The organism is Myxacorys sp. (genome assembly GCF_059501405.1).
In genome coordinates this window covers 1-20,762 of sequence record NZ_JCACCM010000166.1, presented here as the reverse complement: position 1 = coordinate 20,762, position 20,762 = coordinate 1, and the positions used below count along the sequence as shown (strand labels likewise).

19 protein-coding genes are annotated in these 20,762 nt (G+C 45.1%); 5 read left to right on the top strand and 14 right to left on the bottom strand.

Annotated elements, in window-relative coordinates:
- Positions 1 to 188 precede the first annotated feature (188 nt).
- Together AC5I6P_RS23520 and pepE are read left to right on the top strand one after the other, a co-directional pair.
- On the top strand, positions 189 to 1,082 hold the full coding sequence (locus AC5I6P_RS23520) for a pirin family protein (RefSeq protein WP_495696199.1): 894 nt from the start codon (positions 189 to 191) through the stop codon (positions 1,080 to 1,082).
- 63 nt (positions 1,083 to 1,145) lie between these two features.
- Positions 1,146 to 1,880, top strand: a complete 735-nt coding sequence (gene pepE, locus AC5I6P_RS23515; RefSeq protein ID WP_495696198.1) for a dipeptidase PepE — start codon at positions 1,146 to 1,148, stop codon at positions 1,878 to 1,880.
- A gap of 445 nt (positions 1,881 to 2,325) precedes the next feature.
- Here pepE and AC5I6P_RS23510 read toward each other — a convergent pair whose 3' ends face one another.
- From AC5I6P_RS23510 to gcvT, 4 genes are all read right to left on the bottom strand, one after another.
- On the bottom strand, positions 2,326 to 2,547 hold the full coding sequence (locus AC5I6P_RS23510; RefSeq protein ID WP_495696197.1) for a transposase: 222 nt from the start codon (positions 2,545 to 2,547) through the stop codon (positions 2,326 to 2,328).
- A 93-nt stretch (positions 2,548 to 2,640) separates the two neighbouring features.
- Positions 2,641 to 5,616: an aminomethyl-transferring glycine dehydrogenase gene (gene gcvP / locus AC5I6P_RS23505; RefSeq protein ID WP_495696196.1), complete on the bottom strand. Its 2,976-nt coding sequence runs from the start codon at positions 5,614 to 5,616 to the stop codon at positions 2,641 to 2,643.
- 360 nt (positions 5,617 to 5,976) lie between these two features.
- Positions 5,977 to 6,366, bottom strand: a complete 390-nt coding sequence (gene gcvH, locus AC5I6P_RS23500; RefSeq protein WP_495696195.1) for a glycine cleavage system protein GcvH — start codon at positions 6,364 to 6,366, stop codon at positions 5,977 to 5,979.
- Between the two features lie 34 nt (positions 6,367 to 6,400).
- Positions 6,401 to 7,507 carry a glycine cleavage system aminomethyltransferase GcvT gene (gene gcvT / locus AC5I6P_RS23495; RefSeq protein ID WP_495696194.1) on the bottom strand — a complete coding sequence of 369 codons (1,107 nt, stop codon included), beginning with the start codon at positions 7,505 to 7,507 and terminating at the stop codon, positions 6,401 to 6,403.
- Between the two features lie 254 nt (positions 7,508 to 7,761).
- On the opposite strand from gcvT, the gene AC5I6P_RS23490 reads away from it, so the two are divergent.
- Complete coding sequence (locus AC5I6P_RS23490; protein ID WP_495696193.1) at positions 7,762 to 9,051, top strand: glucose-1-phosphate adenylyltransferase; 1,290 nt, start codon at positions 7,762 to 7,764, stop codon at positions 9,049 to 9,051.
- 35 nt (positions 9,052 to 9,086) lie between these two features.
- Positions 9,087 to 9,587 (top strand): AAA family ATPase, encoded by a 501-nt coding sequence (locus AC5I6P_RS23485; protein ID WP_495696192.1) that lies wholly within the window; start codon positions 9,087 to 9,089, stop codon positions 9,585 to 9,587.
- Between the two features lie 46 nt (positions 9,588 to 9,633).
- Here AC5I6P_RS23485 and AC5I6P_RS23480 read toward each other — a convergent pair whose 3' ends face one another.
- Positions 9,634 to 10,536, bottom strand: a complete 903-nt coding sequence (locus tag AC5I6P_RS23480) for a hypothetical protein (RefSeq protein WP_495696191.1) — start codon at positions 10,534 to 10,536, stop codon at positions 9,634 to 9,636.
- Positions 10,537 to 10,603: 67 nt separating this feature from the next.
- Entirely contained in the window at positions 10,604 to 12,241 is a 1,638-nt protein-coding gene (locus tag AC5I6P_RS23475; protein WP_495696190.1) for an iron uptake porin, read from the bottom strand.
- 326 nt (positions 12,242 to 12,567) lie between these two features.
- Between AC5I6P_RS23475 and AC5I6P_RS23470 the strand changes: the two genes are divergently transcribed.
- On the top strand, positions 12,568 to 12,723 hold the full coding sequence (locus AC5I6P_RS23470) for a hypothetical protein (RefSeq protein ID WP_495696189.1): 156 nt from the start codon (positions 12,568 to 12,570) through the stop codon (positions 12,721 to 12,723).
- 35 nt (positions 12,724 to 12,758) lie between these two features.
- Here the strand turns inward: AC5I6P_RS23470 and AC5I6P_RS23465 are convergent, their stop codons facing one another.
- From AC5I6P_RS23465 to AC5I6P_RS23430, 8 genes are all read right to left on the bottom strand, one after another.
- Positions 12,759 to 13,088: a type IV pili methyl-accepting chemotaxis transducer N-terminal domain-containing protein gene (locus tag AC5I6P_RS23465; protein WP_495696188.1), complete on the bottom strand. Its 330-nt coding sequence runs from the start codon at positions 13,086 to 13,088 to the stop codon at positions 12,759 to 12,761.
- Positions 13,082 to 14,194 carry a glycosyltransferase family 2 protein gene (locus AC5I6P_RS23460; RefSeq protein ID WP_495696187.1) on the bottom strand — a complete coding sequence of 371 codons (1,113 nt, stop codon included), beginning with the start codon at positions 14,192 to 14,194 and terminating at the stop codon, positions 13,082 to 13,084. Before AC5I6P_RS23460 ends, AC5I6P_RS23465 begins: the two co-directional genes overlap by 7 nt.
- A 64-nt stretch (positions 14,195 to 14,258) precedes the next feature.
- Complete coding sequence (locus AC5I6P_RS23455) at positions 14,259 to 15,662, bottom strand: hypothetical protein (protein WP_495696186.1); 1,404 nt, start codon at positions 15,660 to 15,662, stop codon at positions 14,259 to 14,261.
- A complete protein-coding gene (locus AC5I6P_RS23450) occupies positions 15,646 to 17,043 on the bottom strand; it encodes a glycosyltransferase family 2 protein (RefSeq protein WP_495696185.1) in 1,398 nt (465 codons plus the stop codon). Before AC5I6P_RS23450 ends, AC5I6P_RS23455 begins: the two co-directional genes overlap by 17 nt.
- A 61-nt stretch (positions 17,044 to 17,104) precedes the next feature.
- The gene (locus AC5I6P_RS23445) at positions 17,105 to 18,214 is read right to left on the bottom strand and encodes a glycosyltransferase family 4 protein (RefSeq protein WP_495696184.1); all 1,110 of its coding nucleotides are present in this window, start codon (positions 18,212 to 18,214) and stop codon (positions 17,105 to 17,107) included.
- A 48-nt stretch (positions 18,215 to 18,262) separates the two neighbouring features.
- Positions 18,263 to 19,063: a class I SAM-dependent methyltransferase gene (locus AC5I6P_RS23440; RefSeq protein ID WP_495696183.1), complete on the bottom strand. Its 801-nt coding sequence runs from the start codon at positions 19,061 to 19,063 to the stop codon at positions 18,263 to 18,265.
- 17 nt (positions 19,064 to 19,080) lie between these two features.
- Positions 19,081 to 20,442 carry an oligosaccharide flippase family protein gene (locus AC5I6P_RS23435; RefSeq protein ID WP_495696182.1) on the bottom strand — a complete coding sequence of 454 codons (1,362 nt, stop codon included), beginning with the start codon at positions 20,440 to 20,442 and terminating at the stop codon, positions 19,081 to 19,083.
- A 59-nt stretch (positions 20,443 to 20,501) separates the two neighbouring features.
- Positions 20,502 to 20,762: hypothetical protein (locus AC5I6P_RS23430; RefSeq protein ID WP_495696181.1), on the bottom strand; the 261-nt coding region annotated here is incomplete at its 5' end.

Genomic DNA, 20,762 nt, shown 5'->3' with positions numbered 1-20,762 from the left:
GGGGGTTGGCTACTTAAGCTAGGAAGATGTCTCTCTGACTTCGGCTAACTCATCCCAAAATTCTCTTTGTACTTTAATTAGCCCTCACAATTGTTCTACCTCAGCTCGTAGTCAACAGTGCCTCTGATGTGGGAATTTATCACTTGAAGATAACTGTCTAAACTGCCCTCTCATTTAACTGAACTCTAATGGATAGTATTCAGCATCTCATTGAACCGCATGTCCAAGATCTAGGAGGATTCCAAGCCCGTCGGCTCCTTCCCTCAGATATGTTGACCTTGGTTGGTCCCTTCATCTTTTTTGATCATCTCGGTCCTGCTGTGTTTCCACCAGGCAAAGGTGTAGATGTCAGACCGCACCCACATATTAATTTAGCCACAGTGACCTATCTGTTTGAAGGCGCGTTGCTGCATCGAGACAGTGTGGGCAGCAATCAGGAAATTCGTCCGGGTGCCGTGAACTGGATGACGGCAGGACGAGGGATTGTCCACTCTGAGCGCACTCCTGACCATGAGCGCAGCAAAGAAGCCACATTGCATGGAATCCAGACTTGGGTGGCCCTTCCTGATGAGCATGAGGAAACAGAACCTTGGTTCCGGCATCATCCTGCCACTGATTTACCCGCTTGGGAAGAGGCGGGAGTAGCCATCACCCTGATTGCGGGAAAAGCATATGGTCGTCAGTCTCCAGTGCAGACCTTTTCACCTATGATTTACCTGGACGTACAGTTCTCTGCTGGTACGCACCTTACCTTACCGGGTGACTACCCAGAGCAGGCCGTTTACAGCGTGACCGAAGGACTACAGATCAACGATGCCCCTCTGGAGCAGCATCGGTTAGCGGTTCTGGGATCAGGTGCATCGGTAGACATTTCTGCCGATCGCTCGGCTCGTTGTATTGTGGTCGGAGGTGAACCTGTGGGAGAGCGGCACAAGTGGTGGAATTTTGTTTCCAGTCGCTTAGAACGCATTGAGCAAGCGAAGCGGGATTGGCAGGAAGGGCGGTTCGGGCAGGTTCCTCAAGAAACAGAATTTATACCATTGCCTGAGGAACCGAACCGCAAACGAGAACAGCCGCTATAGGACGACTGAGTGCCACTCATCCGATCACTCAACTAAATCGAGCACCGAACACAAGGAGAAGAAATGTCCCATAATCTGCTCCTACTCAGTAACTCCAAGATTCACGGGAAGGGTTACTTGGAGCACGCAATGGATGCGATCGTAGAGTTTCTGGACGGATGCCACGTCCTCCACTTTGTCCCCTATGCCCAAACTGAGTACGAAGCGTATACACAACGTGTTCGCACCGCGCTGCAACCCTTGGGCGTCGAAGTCATTGGCTTAAACGCCGGGTCAAATCCACGGGAAGTTGTGAAAGAGGCCGAGGTGCTATTTGTAGGAGGTGGCAACACGTTTCGTCTCCTCAGAAGTGTGCAGCAGTTGGGTCTTGTGGAATTAGTCCGGCAGCGAGTATTGGCGGGGGAGTTGTCTTACATGGGTTCCAGCGCTGGAACCAACCATGCGTGTCCCACTATCCGTACCACGAATGACATGCCGATTGTACAGCCGGTTTCTTTCGAAGCATTTGGGTTAGTTCCGTTTCAGATCAACCCGCATTATCAAGATGCAGATCCGCGCTCGACTCATATGGGCGAGACCCGCGAGGAGCGCATCTGCCAGTTCCTTGAAGAAAATGATGTGCCAGTGCTAGCGATGCGGGAAGGCGCGTGGCTTCGCCGTCAAGGTAGTAAGTTAATCCTCCAAGGGCAAACCGGGGCACTCCTCTTCCAGCGAGGAACCGAGCCAACGCCTTATGAAGAAGAAGCCGACCTCTCATTTCTTCTCAACCTGCCCACTCAGTTCGACACTTCCTTGTAATGTTTGCAGTTGGCTGTCAACTCGCCCAGCAGCACCACAGGCAGTACCGTAAAATCTCTCTCCCTCTCAAATTCGCCTAACACTGCAAGACCAACATTGAGAGGAATTGAAGCGATAAGTCTGATTCGGAAAGATCAAGTAGAAGGAATTGAACACGCGAATCGTGTATCTCAAGCAAGGTTCATCGAAGCAATCTTTAGAGCGAGTGCTTATATGTTTGAGCTTTACTGGAACGTTACATGTTTTACGTCGAGCAGTGGCTAAATTTCAAATTCCATCCGCTGATGTGCATCCCCTTTTCAGAGTTGGTTGAGGCGTGAGATTCTTGATGCTCAAATTCCATCGCCGCAAGGCAGAGTCAATCCGAGAGTGGTCAAAAAGCCCAGGTCAAAGTTTCCGGCCAAAAAGCGACATCATCTCGATCAGGGCACTCAATGACCGCAACTTACTTTTGCGATTTCCAACTCTGCTTAAGGCTTAACCGAGAAGTATTGTTCCAGTGACACCCAGTTCGCAGCAGATAAAAGATGGCATTTAATGCCTGTCGATTCTCCATTCTCGGTCGTCCTCCTTTCGGTTTCGGACGCTCTGCTGGAATCACATGCTTAGCTCGCTCCCAAACTTCATCCGGCAGGAGAAATTGCGGGTCAATTTCTGTGCAGGACATGACTAATCATGGGCTGAAACAGATTGTAGTTGAGTATCTCATAGATTCAGAGGTTTTCGGATAGACTCTAAATGCTGTTATCCGATCGTTCGTTTAACTTTCGTACGCCTCCATGGGCAGACACGAGCAGACGAGATTGCGATCGCCGTAGGCATTATCAATTCGTCCCACAGCGGGATAGAACTTATGCTCGCGAGTCCACGCGGTCGGGAAAATGGCTTTTTCACGAGAATAAGGGCGCTGCCAATCGGATGTTAGATCGGCAACGGTATGAGGCGCGTTTTTAAGGCAATTATTCGTGCGATTGGCGCTGCCAAGCTCCGCAGGATCGCTCTTTCCAGTTTCAATTTCACAAATCTCTTCCCGAATCGCAATCATCGCATCACAGAATCGATCCAACTCCGCCTGAGATTCGCTCTCGGTTGGCTCTACCATGACCGTTCCAGCCACAGGCCACGACACCGTAGGCGGATGGAACCCATAATCGATTAGGCGCTTTGCAATGTCATCCACTTCGATGTCTGCACTCCTCTTAAATTCTCGTAAATCGAGAATACATTCATGGGCAACTAAGCCATTCTTGCCTTTGTAAAGCACCGAGTAATGTCCTTCCAATCGCTTCGCAATGTAATTTGCGTTGAGAATGGCAACTTCTGTCGCTTGAGTTAAGCCTTCGCCGCCCATCAGCGCAATATACATCCACGAAATGGGCAGAATGCTGGCGCTGCCCCACGGAGCCGCCGAAACCGCACCGATGCCCTGCTTGCCCCCAATCTCGATCACCGAATGCTTGGGCAAAAATGGCATAAGGTGAGACATTACGCCGATCGGTCCCATACCCGGCCCGCCGCCGCCGTGCGGAATGCAGAAGGTTTTGTGTAAATTCAAATGGCAGACATCGGCTCCAAAGTCTCCGGGGCGACACAAACCGACTTGAGCATTCATGTTTGCGCCATCCATGTAGACCTGTCCACCATTGGCGTGAACGATATCACAGATTTTTTGAATGCCTTCCTCAAAAACACCATGAGTTGAGGGATACGTGACCATCAGCGCCGATAGGTTGTCTCGGTGCTGTTCGGCTTTGGCGTTGAGATCAGCGATGTCGATATTGCCCTGATCGTCACACGCGATCGCAACCACCTTCATGCCTGCCATCACGGCACTAGCGGGATTTGTGCCATGTGCTGACTGTGGAATCAGACAGACATTACGATGCCCTTCTCCTCGGCTTTGATGGTATTGCCGAATTACGAGCAGTCCGGCGTACTCTCCTTGAGAACCAGCATTGGGTTGGAGCGAAATTCCGGCAAATCCAGTAATTTCAGAGAGCCAGCCTTCGAGTTGCTGAAACAGAATGCCGTAGCCTTTGGTTTGTTCGATGGGGGCAAAAGGATGAATTTGACCGAACTCTGGCCACGTAATCGGAATCATTTCTGCGGTTGCATTTAATTTCATCGTGCAAGATCCTAAGGGAATCATGGCAGATGTCAGCGACAAATCTTTAGACTGCAAGCGATACATGTAGCGCAGCAGTTCAGTTTCAGAATGATATTGACTGAAAACAGGATGGGTGAGATAAGCAGACGTACGAACCAATGAACGTGGAATTTTGGGTTGGGCACTGAGACCATGAAGATGCTCTGGCGAGGCGTCGAAGATCGACAGCAAATCTGTCAAATCCTGCTGTGAAGTCGTCTCATCAAGCGCGATCGCAAGCGCATTCTCACTCAGTTTACGAAGGTTGATTCGACGCTCCAGCGCCTTCTGAATGATTTCGTCCGCCCGACTTCCAACTTCGACTTGCACTGTATCAAAGAACGGCTCGGTACTAATTGTGTAGCCTGCTTTCTGTAAGCCTGCTGCTAAAAGTGTGGTCATATAGTGAACACGTTCAGCAATACGCTTAAGGCCGCTTGCGCCATGATAGACCGCATACATTCCGGAAATCACTGCTAACAAAACTTGCGCTGTACAAATATTGCTAGTCGCTTTGTCACGTCGAATGTGTTGTTCACGAGTTTGCAATGCTAATCGCAATGCTGGCTGACCACTTCTATCTTTAGAAACGCCCACCAACCGTCCGGGAATTTGCCGTTTGTAAGCATCTTTCGTGGCAAAGTAGGCCGCATGAGGCCCACCATAACCGAGCGGAACACCGAATCGCTGCGTGTTTCCGATCGCAATATCTGCCCCAAACTCACCCGGTGGCTTCAGTAAGGTGAGACTAAGCACATCAGCAGCAACGGTGACGAGTGCGCCAGCTTGGTGAGCGCGATCGCAGAACTCAGCATAATCATAAATCACGCCATCGGTGGCAGGATATTGCAACAAGGCACCGAAGATCGGCGTGTCAAACGCAAACGTTTGGTGATCGCCAACAATCACATCAATGCCCAGTGGAATAGCGCGAGTCCGAATCACGTCAATGGTTTGAGGATGGCACGCTTGCGACACCCAAAACGCATTCGCTTTATTTTTGACCAAGCCGTAGCTCATAGACATCGCTTCTGCGGCTGCCGTGCCTTCGTCTAAGAGCGAAGCATTGGCGATCTCAAGTCCCGTCAAATCGATGATCATCGTTTGGAAGTTGAGCAACGCTTCTAGCCGACCTTGAGCAATTTCGGGCTGATAGGGCGTGTATTGCGTGTACCAACCTGGATTTTCGAGAATATTGCGCTGGATGACGGGAGGCGTGATGCAATTGGAGTAGCCCATGCCAATAAATGAACGGAAAATCTGATTTTGCTGCGCGATCGCTTTCAATTCTGCCAGCAATTCATACTCGCTCCGAGCCACCTCAATTTGAAGCGGACGCTTCATCCGTATTCCTTGTGGAACTGCTTTGGCAACCAAATCTTCAATGGACTTCATTCCCAAAACGTCGAGCATGTGCTGAATTTCAGTTCGGCGCGGTCCTAAATGGCGATCGACAAAGCGATCCGGGTAAGCCAGATCCATAGGCTTTGCATGACTCGATCCATTCCCGGAAGGCGGCGTGTCAGAGATCCCGGTGGCGTCATGGGTCAAATCAGCCGTGGATTGAAGTTGAGTGACAGGCTCAGACATAAAGGATGATACGGATGAGGTGGACTGGAATAACCAAGGTAGACAGAGTATGCCGACGGAAGGAGGAATGAACCATTCACCGCAAACGAATGGGTTCGCGATCGGAAGGTTCATCTTAGAGGCTGTTATTCACATTTTGCAACAATAAACCCGCTACGGCTGTAAGCGGGTGTAAAGGAAGAATGAAGTTGTGGTGTAGTCTAGCAAGAAATATCGAAAAGAACCGCTACAGATGCCGTGTATTGAACTCGTGATTTAGATCTCGTGCTTTAACTAAGGATGCGAAACCGGGCATAACGACTGCATCCTCTATCTGTTATCTATGGTATATCCATGATACAAAATCCGCTGTCGCTCTGCTCAACTCCCCTCTACTAAGCCGCGATACTGTTCAGCCGATAGTGAATTCTCAATCTCGCTGGGGTCGCTGATCTTTACCTTAATGAGCCAACCTGCACTGTACGGGTCATTGGCTAAATTCTCTGGAGCGTCTGCCATTTCGGTATTAGCCTCAACCACTGTTCCGGTTACAGGAGATTTGAGATCTTCGACTGCTTTCACCGACTCGATCGTGCCAAAGCTCTCGCCTTTTGTCACCTCTGTGCCCACATCTGGCACTTCTAAAAACACAATATCGCCCAGCTGATCGATCGCAAATGCCGTAATGCCCACGATCGCGACGTCGCCCTCAAGCTGAGTGTATTCGTGGGTGTCGGTGTATTTCAAATGGTCGGGATAGTCGAATGCCATGATGATTTCTGACGGGATGAAGACGAGATATATTCTACTTCTTGGCTCGGTAGAATGGGCGCTTAACCACGATCGCAGGGTAGAGTTTGCCGCGAATGCTAACCTCAACTTGCTGTCCGGGCTGCGCGAGTTCGACGGGAAGGTAAGCAAGCGCGATCGCGCTACCAACAGTTGGCGCTAGGGTTCCGCTCGTGACGATTCCTACTTCTTTGCCCTCAAACAGGACAGGATAACCATGGCGGGCGATATTGCGTCCCTGCATTTGCAAGCCGACGAGCCGCCGTTTGACGCCCTCTTGTTTTTGTCGTTCTAACGCCGATCTCCCGATAAAATCACCTTTGCTATCAAGATGCACTAACCAGCCTAATCCTGCTTCTAAGGGGCTAATCGAATCGTTGATGTCTTGTCCGTAAAGTGCCATCGCTGCTTCAAGGCGTAAGGTATCTCGCGCCCCTAATCCGCAAGGAACAACCCCAGTGCTGAGCAGCGATCGCCAAAGTTCTACTCCAACTGCCGGATCGACCATTATTTCAAAGCCGTCTTCTCCGGTGTAGCCCGTGCGAGCGATAAAGGCAGGGTGTCCAAGAACAGTTCCTTCTAGATGTTCAAAGGGCTTGAGCAGAGAAAGATCGTCTGAGGTGATGGCTTGCAGATGCTCCTTGGCTTTCCGCCCTTGCAGCGCAATCAGTGCCTTTTCAAGCGAATGATCATAAAACGTCAGGTCGCTCGTATCTAAATTCTCTAGCATCCAGGTTTTATCTTTCTGCGTCGTTGCCGCGTTCACAATCACCACCCAACGCTGCTGATCGGAGCCATCAAGCCCCTGATAGTAAAAGATTAAATCGTCAACAATGCCGCCTTGAGGATTGAGAAGAACCGTGTACTGCGCTTGTCCGGGCTGCAAGCGGCTCAAATCGGACGGCACAAGCTGCTGAATTTGGGTCAACACATCCTTGCCCTGCAACGAGAACTTGCCCATGTGCGAAATATCAAACATGCCTGCATCGTTGCGAACGGCGTGATGCTCTTGCCCAATACCCGCAAAATGAACCGGCATTTCCCAGCCGGAGAATCCGACCATCCGGGCATTTAGCGCGATCGCAGCGCCATACAGTGGAGTTCTCAGTAAAGTGTCTTTCACAGCTATCGTCCTCACAAAACAACGTCCTATTTCGTTGATCAAATTATCACTGCTCTGATTCAGAAATGTGCGGCTACCTGTAATCTGCGTAACATGTAATCTACACAACAACGACAAGCGATAGATTCCCAATCCCTGTCTACTAGACGCTTTGCTCCCTATTCTTCAATCTTCTTACTTAAACCTCTTGCAAATAAAGCCATCCAGACACACACTATTGATGGGAATCAAAGTGGAAGCTGCGAGGTTATTTTGTGAAACGAGTTTTATCGATTATTTTAGGCGGCGGTGCAGGGACCCGTCTGTATCCTCTAACAAAGCAACGGGCAAAACCTGCGGTTCCACTCGCAGGCAAATATCGCCTTATTGATATTCCAGTCAGTAATTGCATTAATTCAGAAATTTTTAAGATCTACGTTCTGACTCAGTTCAATTCTGCCTCCCTTAACCGTCACATTGCACGTGCGTTTAGCTTCCCCGGATTCAACGACGGGTTTGTAGAAGTGTTAGCCGCGCAACAAACGCCCGAAAATCCTAACTGGTTTCAAGGAACGGCGGATGCAGTCCGGCAATACATCTGGCTGCTCGAAGAATGGGACGTAGATCAGTGCCTCATTCTCTCTGGTGATCATTTATATCGAATGGATTATCGCCAATTTATCGAGCGCCACCGGGAAACGGGGGCTGACATTACCCTATCAGTTGTGCCGATCGATGAGAAGCGCGCGTCCGATTTTGGGTTGATGAAAATTGATGGGACAGGACGAGTCGTTGACTTTAGTGAAAAGCCAAAAGGCGAGGCGCTAAGAGCAATGCAAGTCGATACAACGGTTCTGGGATTGTCTCCTGAAGAAGCGAAGCACAGTCCCTACATCGCATCGATGGGGATTTATGTCTTTAACAAGGATGTTTTGATCAATCTGCTGAAAGAGCAAAGCGATCGCACTGATTTTGGCAAAGAAATCATTCCTCAATCGGCAGCAACTCACAATCTGCAAGCCTATCTCTTCAACGATTATTGGGAAGATATTGGAACGATCGAAGCGTTCTACGATGCCAACCTTGCCCTGACCCAACAGCCGCAACCACCCTTTAGTTTCTACGACGACCACGCCCCGATCTACACACGTCATCGGTTCTTGCCGCCCAGCAAGTACTTGGACTCCCATATCACCGAATCGATTATCGGTGAAGGCTGCATTCTCAAGAATTGCCGAATTCACCATTCAGTGTTGGGCGTCAGAAGCCGCATTGAAGCGGGAGCGACGATCGAAGACTCGATGATTATGGGTTCTGACTTCTATGAAGGTCACGCCGAAGGTCCCGTAGACTGTCATGCTTCGCAGGTGAGCTTAGGCATTGGCGCAGATACGACCATTCGTCGTGCGATCGTTGATAAAAATGCCCGCATCGGCTGCAATGTGCAAATCATTAATAAAGATCGTATTGAAGAAGCTAACCGCGAAGATGAGGGATTCATTATCCGCAGCGGTATTGTAGTTGTGGTGAAGAACGCCACAATTCATGACGGAACCGTGATTTAGACACCCCAGGCAAGGAATGTGCAAGGGATGACGCTGTGAAGGAAGGACTGTCCGTTCAAGCGTCGTCCCTGATTTTTTTAATCGGGCTTCCCGGTAGTGGCAAATCAACCTTGGCGCGATCGCTACTCGCCGCTCATCCCGATGCTCTGCTCATTTCAACCGATGCGATTCGCGCTCAGTTGTTTGGCGATGACGCTATCCAAGGAACGTGGCTCAAGGTCTGGTTAGAAGTTCGCCAGCAGTTTCAGCGGGCTGTCGAACAAACGTCTAGCGGGCAAGCTTCGTTTGCAATTTATGACGCGACGAATGCCGTAAGAAAGCAACGCAGAGCCGCGACCGCGCTGGCTCGAACAACTGGATTTACGCACATCACCGGAATTTGGCTAAACGTGCCGCTCGATCTTTGTTTGGAGCGCAATCAACAGCGCAGTCGGGTTGTGCCAGAAGAGACTATTTTGCGAATGCATCGCCGCTTACTGGGCGCACCTCCCTCTTTAACAGAAGGGCTAGATCAATTGGTAGAATGCACCCCTTAATCTCTACCAATCCGTTATCTCTCCAGCATTCATTGTTCTAATCGTCTTAGCGTAATAGAACGCGGCTTCGAGGCCCGATCGATTGAGCAGGGGTGCGCGCTGACTCTAAAACAACACGATTGACCTCAAAAAATGGAGCGGCACCCAGTGATCGCAGCACACTCGCATCTGAATTAGCAGGATTGACGCTAGGTTGGGGTGTCCCGTTAGAGGGTGGACTAGTCGGGGTCGCGCCTGGCAACGTTGGACTAATCGGAGTCAGCCCTGCCGGAACGGTAATGGATAGCCGAACGGGCATGTTAGTCACCGTGTAGGAAAACACCGTTGGCTGTGCTGGAATCGATGGATTTGCTCTGGTGTTATAGTGCGATCGAAAGTCAAACACTGTTGGACTTGAGCCACCGTTGCGATCGCTGTAGCGCGGTCCTTGTCCTCGAACGTCAAATGTGCCTTGATACTGAGCTCCGGTGTTGGGATCAGTCGCAATTCCGGTGTACTTACCCAAAACCACAAATTCATCTTGAATCGTGCCGTAAAACCGGACATTTTCTCGGTTGTTAAACCGTTTAACCAATAATAATTCTCCATTTGATAATGCTGGAGAGATTAATGCGCCATCAACTGAGACAACAGGAATGCCACGAAAATCAACAAAGTAGCGACCACTACTGTCAACTTGAACAAGATTAGGATTGAAATCTTGAGCGGAATACACTAAAACACCATTACGAAAATAGCGTCCTTGGCTATCGGTATCGACCCGCGTTGTGCCTTGATTAAAATTTGGATTGATGTTGGGCGGCGCGATCGTACCGTTGACCACTCCTGAACTATTGATGGTAACTTGCGCGATTAGCTCTGGGCGCACTTCTGAAGAAAATGCAGCAGCAGGAGCCAGCGCCATCAGACTACTAGCGAGCAGGAAAGAATGCAAACGGTTTGACAACATAGTTTGACAACTTAGAATAATTAGCTACAGCGAATAGATTAGTTTCAGCACCCGGTAGACAGTTCTTCTAAAACCTAAACGTTGCGCGTACTGCTCCAATGACCAACGTATCATTATCGCGATTGTGATTCGGATTAAACACGACAAGCAAGCCCGGTGTCAGATCAATAAACGAATTCAATCTGGCTCGGTAGAACACTTCTAAATGATAAGCACTATCGGGCTGCCCGCCCTTTTCCCCACCCTGACTAAACCGGGGAAAGTTGTATCCGGTTGGTAAGCTGCTAGATGTAATTTTAGGCGGTTGCCCAAACAAAACGCCACCGAGATTTCCACGGGCAAACAGATCTGGAAAGGCAGAAAAGAGCATCCAGTTCGTAGTCTGTACTGAGCCAGAAATATCGGTTGCCGTCGAAGTTGTCCAGCCGCCCCACCCGCCAATCGTCAACCCAGGATTGATACGCCAAGCGGCAGTAGCCCCGATCGCATGAGTATTAAAACCAGAATTCGTGGGGGCAAAGGGAGACAGAAGCTGAGCATCTCCGATTCCGGTTCCAATAATGCCGTCAGGCGCATGGGAGAAAAGATAGTGGAGGCCAAGATTGATCGTATTAGTGGGAGCGAGAGACAACTGAGTGCCGATCGTATAGCGTCCGCCAAATAATCCGCCGATATTTTGATCGCCCGTAAAGCTCGGTAACTCAGCGCTGTAGACTGCTTGTAGACTCACGCGATTGCTGATCTGCCAATCGAAGCCTGCGCCCCCCGTCCCGTTGCCCAGCGTGATGATCGGGTTGCGTTGTCCCAGCAACGAAAGTGCGCCTTCGCCCTCGCTCTCTAGAGGATTAATGCCGCGAAACGTATTGCTCGCATTCACACCCGCCGCTCCGACAATCACCCCAAACTTAGAACTGATAGGAAAGCGGTAAGATAAGTCGCTGAGGACAAGTTGATTGTTTAGCTCAGATTCATAGGCGAGGCGTCCCATGTTGGTGAATACAGTCGGAGCCGACGATCGCAAGTTTCCGGTTTGCAGGCCGGTTAAGAGTAAGTCGTCACCCTTAAAGGAAGTTGCCAAAGAAATTTGAACATTATTGGTGAGCGTCGGTTCAAGTTTACCTTTGCGCTCTGGCACACCATCTCGTGGAAAGAGATCAACATCGACACTGTTGCTGCCTTGAATAGATACGATCGCTTGTCCAACCAGTCGAGTTGTGGTTGAGAACTGCTGTTTTTCTAGTGTTGCAGTTTTGCTGTCAAGCGCATCGACTCGACCTCGCAACGTATCGACTTCAGCCGCAAATTCCTTCTGTAGTTGCCCAAGGGTGGCGAGATCTTCTCGGTTAACCAAATCTGCGCTTGAGCCAGCAATCAATTCATTGATGCGATCGGAGCAAGCGTTTAATCCAGCCGCAAACTCGTATCGAGTTAGGACACGGTTCCCCAAGTAAGTGCGGTCTGGATATCCAGCAATGCAGCCATAGCGCTCAACGAGCGACTGCAACGCTTGAAATGCCCAGTCGGTCGGGCGCACATCTAAAAGTTGTGATACTGAATTAACTTGTGCTTCATCCGATACTTCTGCCTCTGGGCTACTCGAAGGGCTAAACTCTGGTTGAGCAAGACGTTCTGGAAGGGCAATTGCCGAATTTTGGAGAGATGTCACTGCCGTTGGACGGCTTTGAGCAATTTTTTGAGGCTTCACTGAAGAAACCCTGAGGTGCCTATGGCTGGCGTTAGGCACTACTGGCTGAACAGGGATTTGCTTTGCGGATTGTACGAGGGTCATTAGACCAAAATCTGTCATTTTTATACAACCAGAATTCTAGCTTTCTCCTTATACCCGCATTTTCAGGTTTCGAGGTAAGAATGATTTGGAGTGCTAAGGTTTTACGGCGCGATCCTTCGGAGCTTGGCGGGAACCAATCGCGTCCTAATGCCTAGAGTAGTGTTATAAGAAACGGTAATTATGGCTGATCTAGATAGATTGACTAACAATTAGTCTGATAGTTGAGAGACGGGAAGTTTGATTTGAAACTTGGCTCCCTGTCCGGGCTGTTTGAATCAGATGAGTCTGAAGTTGGTGCAACTCTGCGAGGGATTGTTCTAGCTGTTGGGTTTGCGCTTGAGCGACCGCAGTTGCCTTACAGCTTTGTTGATACAGTTCAGCTTGCTGAACCAGAATGATCTGTTGTTCTGCTTCGCTCTCAGTTTGATATTGACTAACAACTGCATTTAACGCAGCCAACAAAGGATTTGAAGCTGCCTCTAAAATAGCTTGCAAATATCGCTTTGACCGTGGGCAAGGGGTAACCGGGTAAATTGAAATCTACATCACGGTAGATCAGGCCTCTATGCGATCGCTCTATTAACGTAATCAGTTCGCCTAATGTCTGATGCAACTGCTGCCGCTCAGAAGGATTGTGGCTACAAACCAATCTCAAACAAAACAGTGCCGTTCGTTGAGATAGCATTCGCTGGCGACCGCTAACGTTTACGATCGCGGCGCTAATCGCTTGAGAATTGCCCTGGTCAACTTGTTCTCTTACCAATCCCGGACACTGAAGACGTTGCGGCGAACGAGCTGATAGGCATAACCTAGAAAATGTGCGATCGGCATCGTTAACAACGAGACACCACAAAAAAACCATCGGCTTAGAAACGAGGGGATCTCTTCTGAATCGCCGCGCCAAAATTCTGAACTAAAGCTTTGGTTAAACTCTAAGGTGACGCGCAGGCTCTCCAGAAAGGGCAATAGTACACCAAGCAAAATGCACTGTTCGATTGGTAGATCGAGTTGAGGGGTGAGAATATCGAGCATTAGGAGTGCGATCGTACAGGAGATCACTAAAAACGGTAGTCTTCCTCTTAAACTCGATTTCTTGTGTTTTGTAGTTGTAAGAAATCGTCCTCTGCCATACTTAAAATACTGAATTAGCAATGCTTTCCAAGTGCTTCTAGGATAATACCAGACACAGATTTTTGAACTGATATAGATTGCTTTAGAAGATTGCTTTTCTAGCCTCTGATTAAGCTCAGAGTCTTGGTTGGTAACCTGATCGAGGGCGAAAGTGGTATTCGACAATCGAATATTTAGCTCAGCATCTTCATTAACTGCTTCTGAGCTATAGCCAGAGCAATTAAGCAAATCTTTTCTCCAAAAACAGCCTAAATAGGCTGTATCTGCATAGCCATCATATTTAGGATTACGATACTTTGCACCACCATTGCCTAACCAAGTTTTAGAAGATAGAGCAACACCCGCCTGAAAAGCATTTTTTGCCACAAAACGCTGTGCTCCGCCTACATTAACAGCTTCAGACCTCAACAATGCTTCAACACACCGTTCAATATAGTCAGGTGCATAATCTGAGTGAGCATCGGCTCTTAGAAAAACTTCTCCATCACCGTGTTGCAGAATTAAGTTTAATCCTGCTGCTTGAATCTTGAGTGGATTATGCAAAAGTTTGACTCGTGAATCTTCTGAAGAAATCTGATGAACTATGAGTTGGGTTCCGTCCGTACTGCCACCGTCTGCAACTAGTATTTCAACAGCATTAGAATACTTTGTTTTTAAAAATCTCTGAATAACCTTCTCAATGGATTGAGCTTCGTTATAAGTAGGAATTGCTATGGTGATTGTAGGAAACAATTTCATCCTCACTTGTTGATAAAGTAGAAGTAAGAAAACACATTCCCGAGAAATTCGCATTAAAAATAGATTATTGCAATGCAGAATCATACTCAAGGCTGGTTGGCCCAAACGGCTTGTATTGAGTCAGAGAATTGCCATCTTGTAAAAAAAGTAAAAACAGCAGCCATCCAGTTGGCAATGATGCAACACTGTTGAAATACACCATCAAAAGAGATAGGCCTAAACATGCCCATGCGTACTGAGATATTTCAGCGTTAACCCGTAATTTTCTGAATGCTGCAGCAACGAAGATAGAAGACATAAATACTAGTCCAACTACCCCCATATCAAAAGCAACTAAAGCCCCATAAGCATAAGGCTTAAGGTCAACAAATCCGTTATGCATAAAGAAATTGATTTTAGAAGGATTAAGTCCTGAATCTTCTAGAGTATTTAAGAATTGAATTGACCAAGAACCTAACCCAGAGCCAAAGCCATGAGTAGTAAACGCGTTAAAATACCCGGCATAAACGCTGATTGAACGTTGGCTGCCAAGCTCATTTGTCAAATTCAACAGCTTAAAAACATCAAAGTCTTCATAGCTAGACGAGGAAAAAGAAGTTAGAAGATCCAAAATTCTAGAATTAGGTAATATTGTTGTCAAAATAACTGGTGAGACAAGAATCAAACAAGTGAAAATTCCTATTAAAAGAAATTTAAGTAAGGTTGTCCCAATTCGCTGAGATAACAGCTGAAATGTTAGTAGTTTCCAAGCGCTTCTCATCAAACTAACAAGCACATGAAAAGTGAGAAAAATTGCAAAAAATATTGCAATTGTTGCTGACAAATTTAGAAATACCATGATGACACAGCTACTAATCATGAAGTAGTATTCTAACTTCCTTATTTTTCCATTACGGCGAAGAAAGAATATAAAAGCCAACATTCCAATAATAATTTGAGCCGCATATGAAGGCTCTGGCGAAAATCCTGAGACTCCCCTGGAACCGCCTAATGACTCTCCTAAAAATCTAGGAATAAGAATAGTCAAAACAGTACTAATTCCGGTAGAGGAAAGAATAGACGGGAAGCATTGCTGCAAAATGCTAATAAGTAACCAGGGGTATAAACAGAATCTAAACGTCTTCGCTGATATCAGTCGAAGGTTATCAAAAAGAGCAGCAAAAATAAGAAGTGGCGTCGTAAGGATCAGAATAGACTGTAATGCACCCAAGACAAGTGTTTCTTCTGAAGAGACTAAGAAATATCTAAATACACTGATTAGAAAGTAGAAGGCTGTAACTGAAAAAAATAAAGTGATATAGTGGCGAAGGAATTTAGGAGCTTGGTTATTTAGTAAATAAATTCCAGCTACGATCGCTGCAATGGGCTGAGTTTCGGAATTTCCAATAGGAATTATTCTAAAAAAAGGAAAAAAACAGAGTAAAAAAGTCAAATTGAGGAGAGAATTCTGGTTATACAGTTGGCGCATTACTCCTCCAAGCAGTCAAAATACGCGACATCATTCTTTTTAAGATACTGTATGAGTTGAAATAGAAAAGTTCAACAACTTCATCGCTCACGAATGATAACAGGAGAATTTTAGGAAGAAACCGCAGTAATACGCAAAGTTTATTTTTCTCAAATTCAAGATGTTCTTTCATTCTAGGAACTAAGCATTTAGAGCTTGTAGAAACGCCTCCAAATCTACTCAACGAAACGACTTGATCTATTACTTCTATACGCTCAGTAGCGAACCTACTCCAAAGTTCAGCATCAGCAGCATATCTAAACTTGGTGTCGAAGTAATGGTGTTCAAAATCATCACGCTTCATAAACAAAGCCTGATGAGGAAGATTTTTTCCCTGGCTCTTCACATGGATTAAGTTTGATGACAAATGGCTAAAAAAGGCATTTATCCCACACACGGAATGTCTACGATCGCTAAAGCCAATTGAACGAACCACATCAAAATCAAAAAACAAATCACCTACATTCATGAAATTGACAAAGTCTCCTAAAGCAAATGACATTCCTTTATTCATCGCAGCGTATATACCTGAATCTGGTTCGCTAATCCAGTAATCGATATAGTGTTCATACTGCTCAATTAGAGCCAATGTATTGTCTGTTGATCTTCCATCAACAATTATGAATTCTAAATTTGAGTAAGTTTGGTTAATCACAGACTGAATCGTCTGTTCAAAATGTTTTTCTCCATTAAAAACTACTGTAATTATAGATATGAGAGGCTTCTCTTCGCAGGAGTGCTTAAATATTCCTTTAGTTCTAAGTCCACCTTCCTGCCTTTGTTTAGAATGAGTAGAGGAGAGAATCGTTTTTCTATCTCTATATTCTGAGTTAGAAGTAATCAAGGATTCATTAAATGCAGTATCCTTCCACTGGGCGATTTCTTCTATAAAAAAGTGGTTACGAGGCAAAGACAAATACAAGTGATGAATGGTTCTCCAATAGCAGCCAATGACTTGCTCTACTGGAACTTTCTTAAGCTCATACTTTTGGCTAAGCTTCATATTACGGTCGCATAGATAAACAATTATCTTATGCCTACGCTCTTTCATATTAGTTCTCTCAAGAATGGCTACTTGCCAATCATGATCTACAAGGTTTTGTTGAAATATTTTGTCACTCCAAGCTTGCCTAATATCAATATCATACACATCACACATGTCCGCCACAGAGATTAGCGAAACTAAGCCGTGCCAGCTAGTTAAATCTTGGCTATCATGCGGCTTCACACTTAATACTTTTGTGAATTTAATCTGTAATTCTAAAGAGTTAAGAAAATTCAGACATATGGAGTTGGACAAATTTTCATAGCTTGTTAATCTTATAGGTTTTGTAGGTTTCATCTTACTCAAATTTCTAAAGCTCTATTTGTTAAAGTGAGAATTTCTAGTAGATATAACTCGCTTAGTTTTGCAAAAGAGAGGAATAGACTAACTGGGTTTGTTCAGCGCAGTTTTCCCAAGAAAATTTCTTAGCTCGTTCTTTACCCAACATAGAAAGAGTCATTGTTCTTTCGGTTGAGAACAAAACTTTTTCTAAGGCATCTGCTATGTTATCAACGTTGTAAGGATCAAAATATTCTCCTGCTTCTGCAACTACTTCTGGAATCGAACTAACGTTACTACAGATTACTGGGCATCCGAATGACATTGCTTCAATTGGAGGAATGCCAAAGCCTTCATACAGGGATGGATATGCTAGAGCAGCAGCGTGAGAGTAAAGGCCAGCGAGAGTACTATCATTACCTTCTAAATGAATAACTTTTCCGTTAGGTAAACCTAATTCACTAATTTTGGATAGTTCAATCTTTGAAAAGGATTTACCTCCAAAAGATACAAGGCTAAATTCTTGGCGTATTCGTGAATTGTTAGCGTAAGCTTCAATCAATCTATCGAAATTTTTGTATTTGTCGCGCCGTCCTACATAAAGAATATAAGGGACATTAATAACTTTGGAATGACCACTGCTGATGTTGCTTCTTAGTGAGTGACCTAAATAGGTAACAATCACCTTTTTAGGGTCTATATTGAGAAGAGAAATTAAATCATTCTTAGTAGCTTCAGATATACAGATAATGTAGTCAGCTCTATTGATTGCTGCTGCTTTAATAGAAATCAACTCACGTTCCCGGTTGCTCATCAGATAGCTAAATTTTTCGTGAATCATATCGTAAACGGTAAGAATAGTTGTGCACCGTTTAGGCGTAATGCACTTTTGTGAATAATAGGTTTCGTGAAGTAGATCTACTTTACTCTGTCTGAACCAGCATTTTGATAATTCAGCATTAGCAGCGCTTAAAACTCTTGAAGCACCAGGAAAGTAAGGAACTTTGTGTCCTCTTACTAAAGTTTTATCGCTTTTCTGCAAGTATCCATTTACAAAAACACCTGCAAAAATTTCAACCTCAAATTTGGTTGTTTTGGCAGTGCGAGTAGCAATTTCATAGATATACCGAGCAATGCCTCCGTACTTTGCACGTGAAAAGATTTGATAGTCATACACTAACTTAACCATTTTTGATTTCCGCAAGAACAATATTTGTCGATTTTCTATCTGATAACACTACAAATCATTAGATAGATTTTTTATCAGAATTTTGTGATCTGAATTAGTTTTTGAAGCCATCCTAATTTTTACATAATGCTGTAGGATGTGAGATGGCTTACCTGTTAAAAGTTTTAATAATCTCATTTTATTAACCGATTCATTTGTAATCACATGAATATTTTTGTTGGAGTATAGAAACAACGATAATTCGTTAGCTATATATTGGAGAGTTCGCGCCTGAAAAAATGAAATGTGCTGGCCTGTTCCTAGAGTGTAGTACCACCATTGCTCGGGATCTGGGGGCATTCTCAAAAATAGCTCTGTTGAAAAAATTATTGTTGATGTTTCTGATTTATTTAGAGCATCTTGTATAAAGCTAAGTGGATTGTAAATGTGTTCAAGTACTTCAAAGGCTGTAATTGCAGTAAAGGGTTTATGAGCTGTAGATTCATCAAATCCTTTAGAAAATACATTTTGGCAGTATAAGTCTGACCAGTAAAAGTCGAACCCAACGTCTCTCATCAATCTAGCCAATATTCCGTAACCCCCTGCTAGATCTAAGTACTTTCCTTCCTTATCCAATAAGAAGAAGAGAATGCAGCCTAGCTTTTTTGAGATAGAAATATTTCTTGCAATTAGCCCTGTATCTGCATCTGCGATCGCGCTACTGTAAGCTTCTTCTAACCAGTACGGCTCCTCGGTCTGTAAAAAACCGCAGCGATCGCAATAGAAATAACTAATAGTATACTTATTAAGGATTTTTGCCTTGAAACAATATCTTCTTTCAGCTAAACATATTGAGCATCTATTACTCATTATCTTAATCTCCTTTCCTAACTAACTTTTAGGATTAGCAACTTCTTTAGAATGTCGTTGCCTACTATCCCTAAAGAGAATACGAGAACGCAAATCCCTGTAGACAAAGCAACCCCCACTGAGCCAAAATAGTGCCCTAAAGTAGTTGACAGTAAAAGGTTAGTACAAGCAGAAATAGGGGCAACAACTGCTTGTACATTAACTTCGCCTAAACCGTTAGCTAGCATCGCTACACATTGAGCAGTACAAACTAAGACAGTTGTTAAAAACATCGCAATGATTGTAGATTGTAGAAAAAATTTAGGCTGATTGAACCAGTTTCTAAGAAGCCATGGAAACACTAAGGTCAACAGAAAACCTGCACAAAAAGACCATGTTATGCTGAGCTTGATAGTCTGTTTAAATGTTTTATCAATCCAAATAAAATCGTTTCTTGCTTTTGCTTCAGCATAGGTAGACCAAAGTGGAAGAGTAAAAGCAGATTGTAAAGTTATGATTAGAGCAAACAATTTAAGCGCAATTCCATAAGTTGCGATTGTACTTGCTCCAAACAATTGAGCAATGATAATTAAATCTGTTTGAAAAATTAGAATTGCCGAGACTTGAGCAATCCAGAACTTGATTCCTGATCGAACTAGCCAAATAGAATTAGATAAGCAGAAATAGCGAAATTTAGGCAGCAACCATCTTTTGTGAAAAAAGAATAAATGAATTGAAGCAAAAATGTCACCTAATAGTAGACCAATGAAAAAGAAACCTGCTAAAGCTGATAGATTAGCCTGAAGCTGAATTGCAGTCATTAGTCCTACAACTGCAAAAAGGTTGCCTAAACCGCACCAAAAGCTGTAAATATAACCCTCTTGATAAGCTTGATAAACGCGATTTGGAATAGATAGTATTAAGGACAGAATAAAGAATATAAAGCAGGGCACGAGCGCGGCTTGAATTACTGATTGAGCCTCTAATGAGTGGACATTAAACACTCTATTCCAAGGAATATATAAGTAAGCGATCGCGCTGATGATACTGACGATCATAGCTATACAAATGATTAGCCAGAATGCACTGGATACTGCTTTCTGCGCTGTTCGCATATCGTCCTGTCCATCCGCTGTTGCTAAGGCATTCGTTAAACTGTTGGCAAGCCCTAAATCAACTATGCTGACCCAGCCAACAAACGAAGTTAGCAATAGCCAAACTCCAAACTGTTCTGCTTCTAAATAACTAGCTGTTAAAGGTACTGAAACAAACCCAGCTATGACAGAAATTCCTTTTGAAATTAAAGTAGCTACTCCTGTTACGGTAGCTCGATGAACACGTGTTCTTGCACGATTTCTTGAAGACTGGTGAGTTTGAAGAAAACGCTGAATTGACTGCATTTTGAATCGATGTGCAATTTTGATAACGCGATCGAGGACGCTGGCAATGCACCTATCGTTTACTTATCAGCATTATTACTGAGTTGCTTGCGTGTTTCTGCCTGCACTTCTAGTAGAGTATAAAAAATGCAAAGAATCGAAGATGTAGGAAATACGGAAACTTTTACTTTCTGCTCTAAAACAGTCGCAGAAATACGGAGTTCGATATTTATCTTTTTCTCATGAATAACAAAAAAAGAGCAGATAGAATGAATCTGCTCCTGTATTATACCAAGTGGATCAATACATGCTACAGATAATAGCAGTCGCGTTTGAGGCAA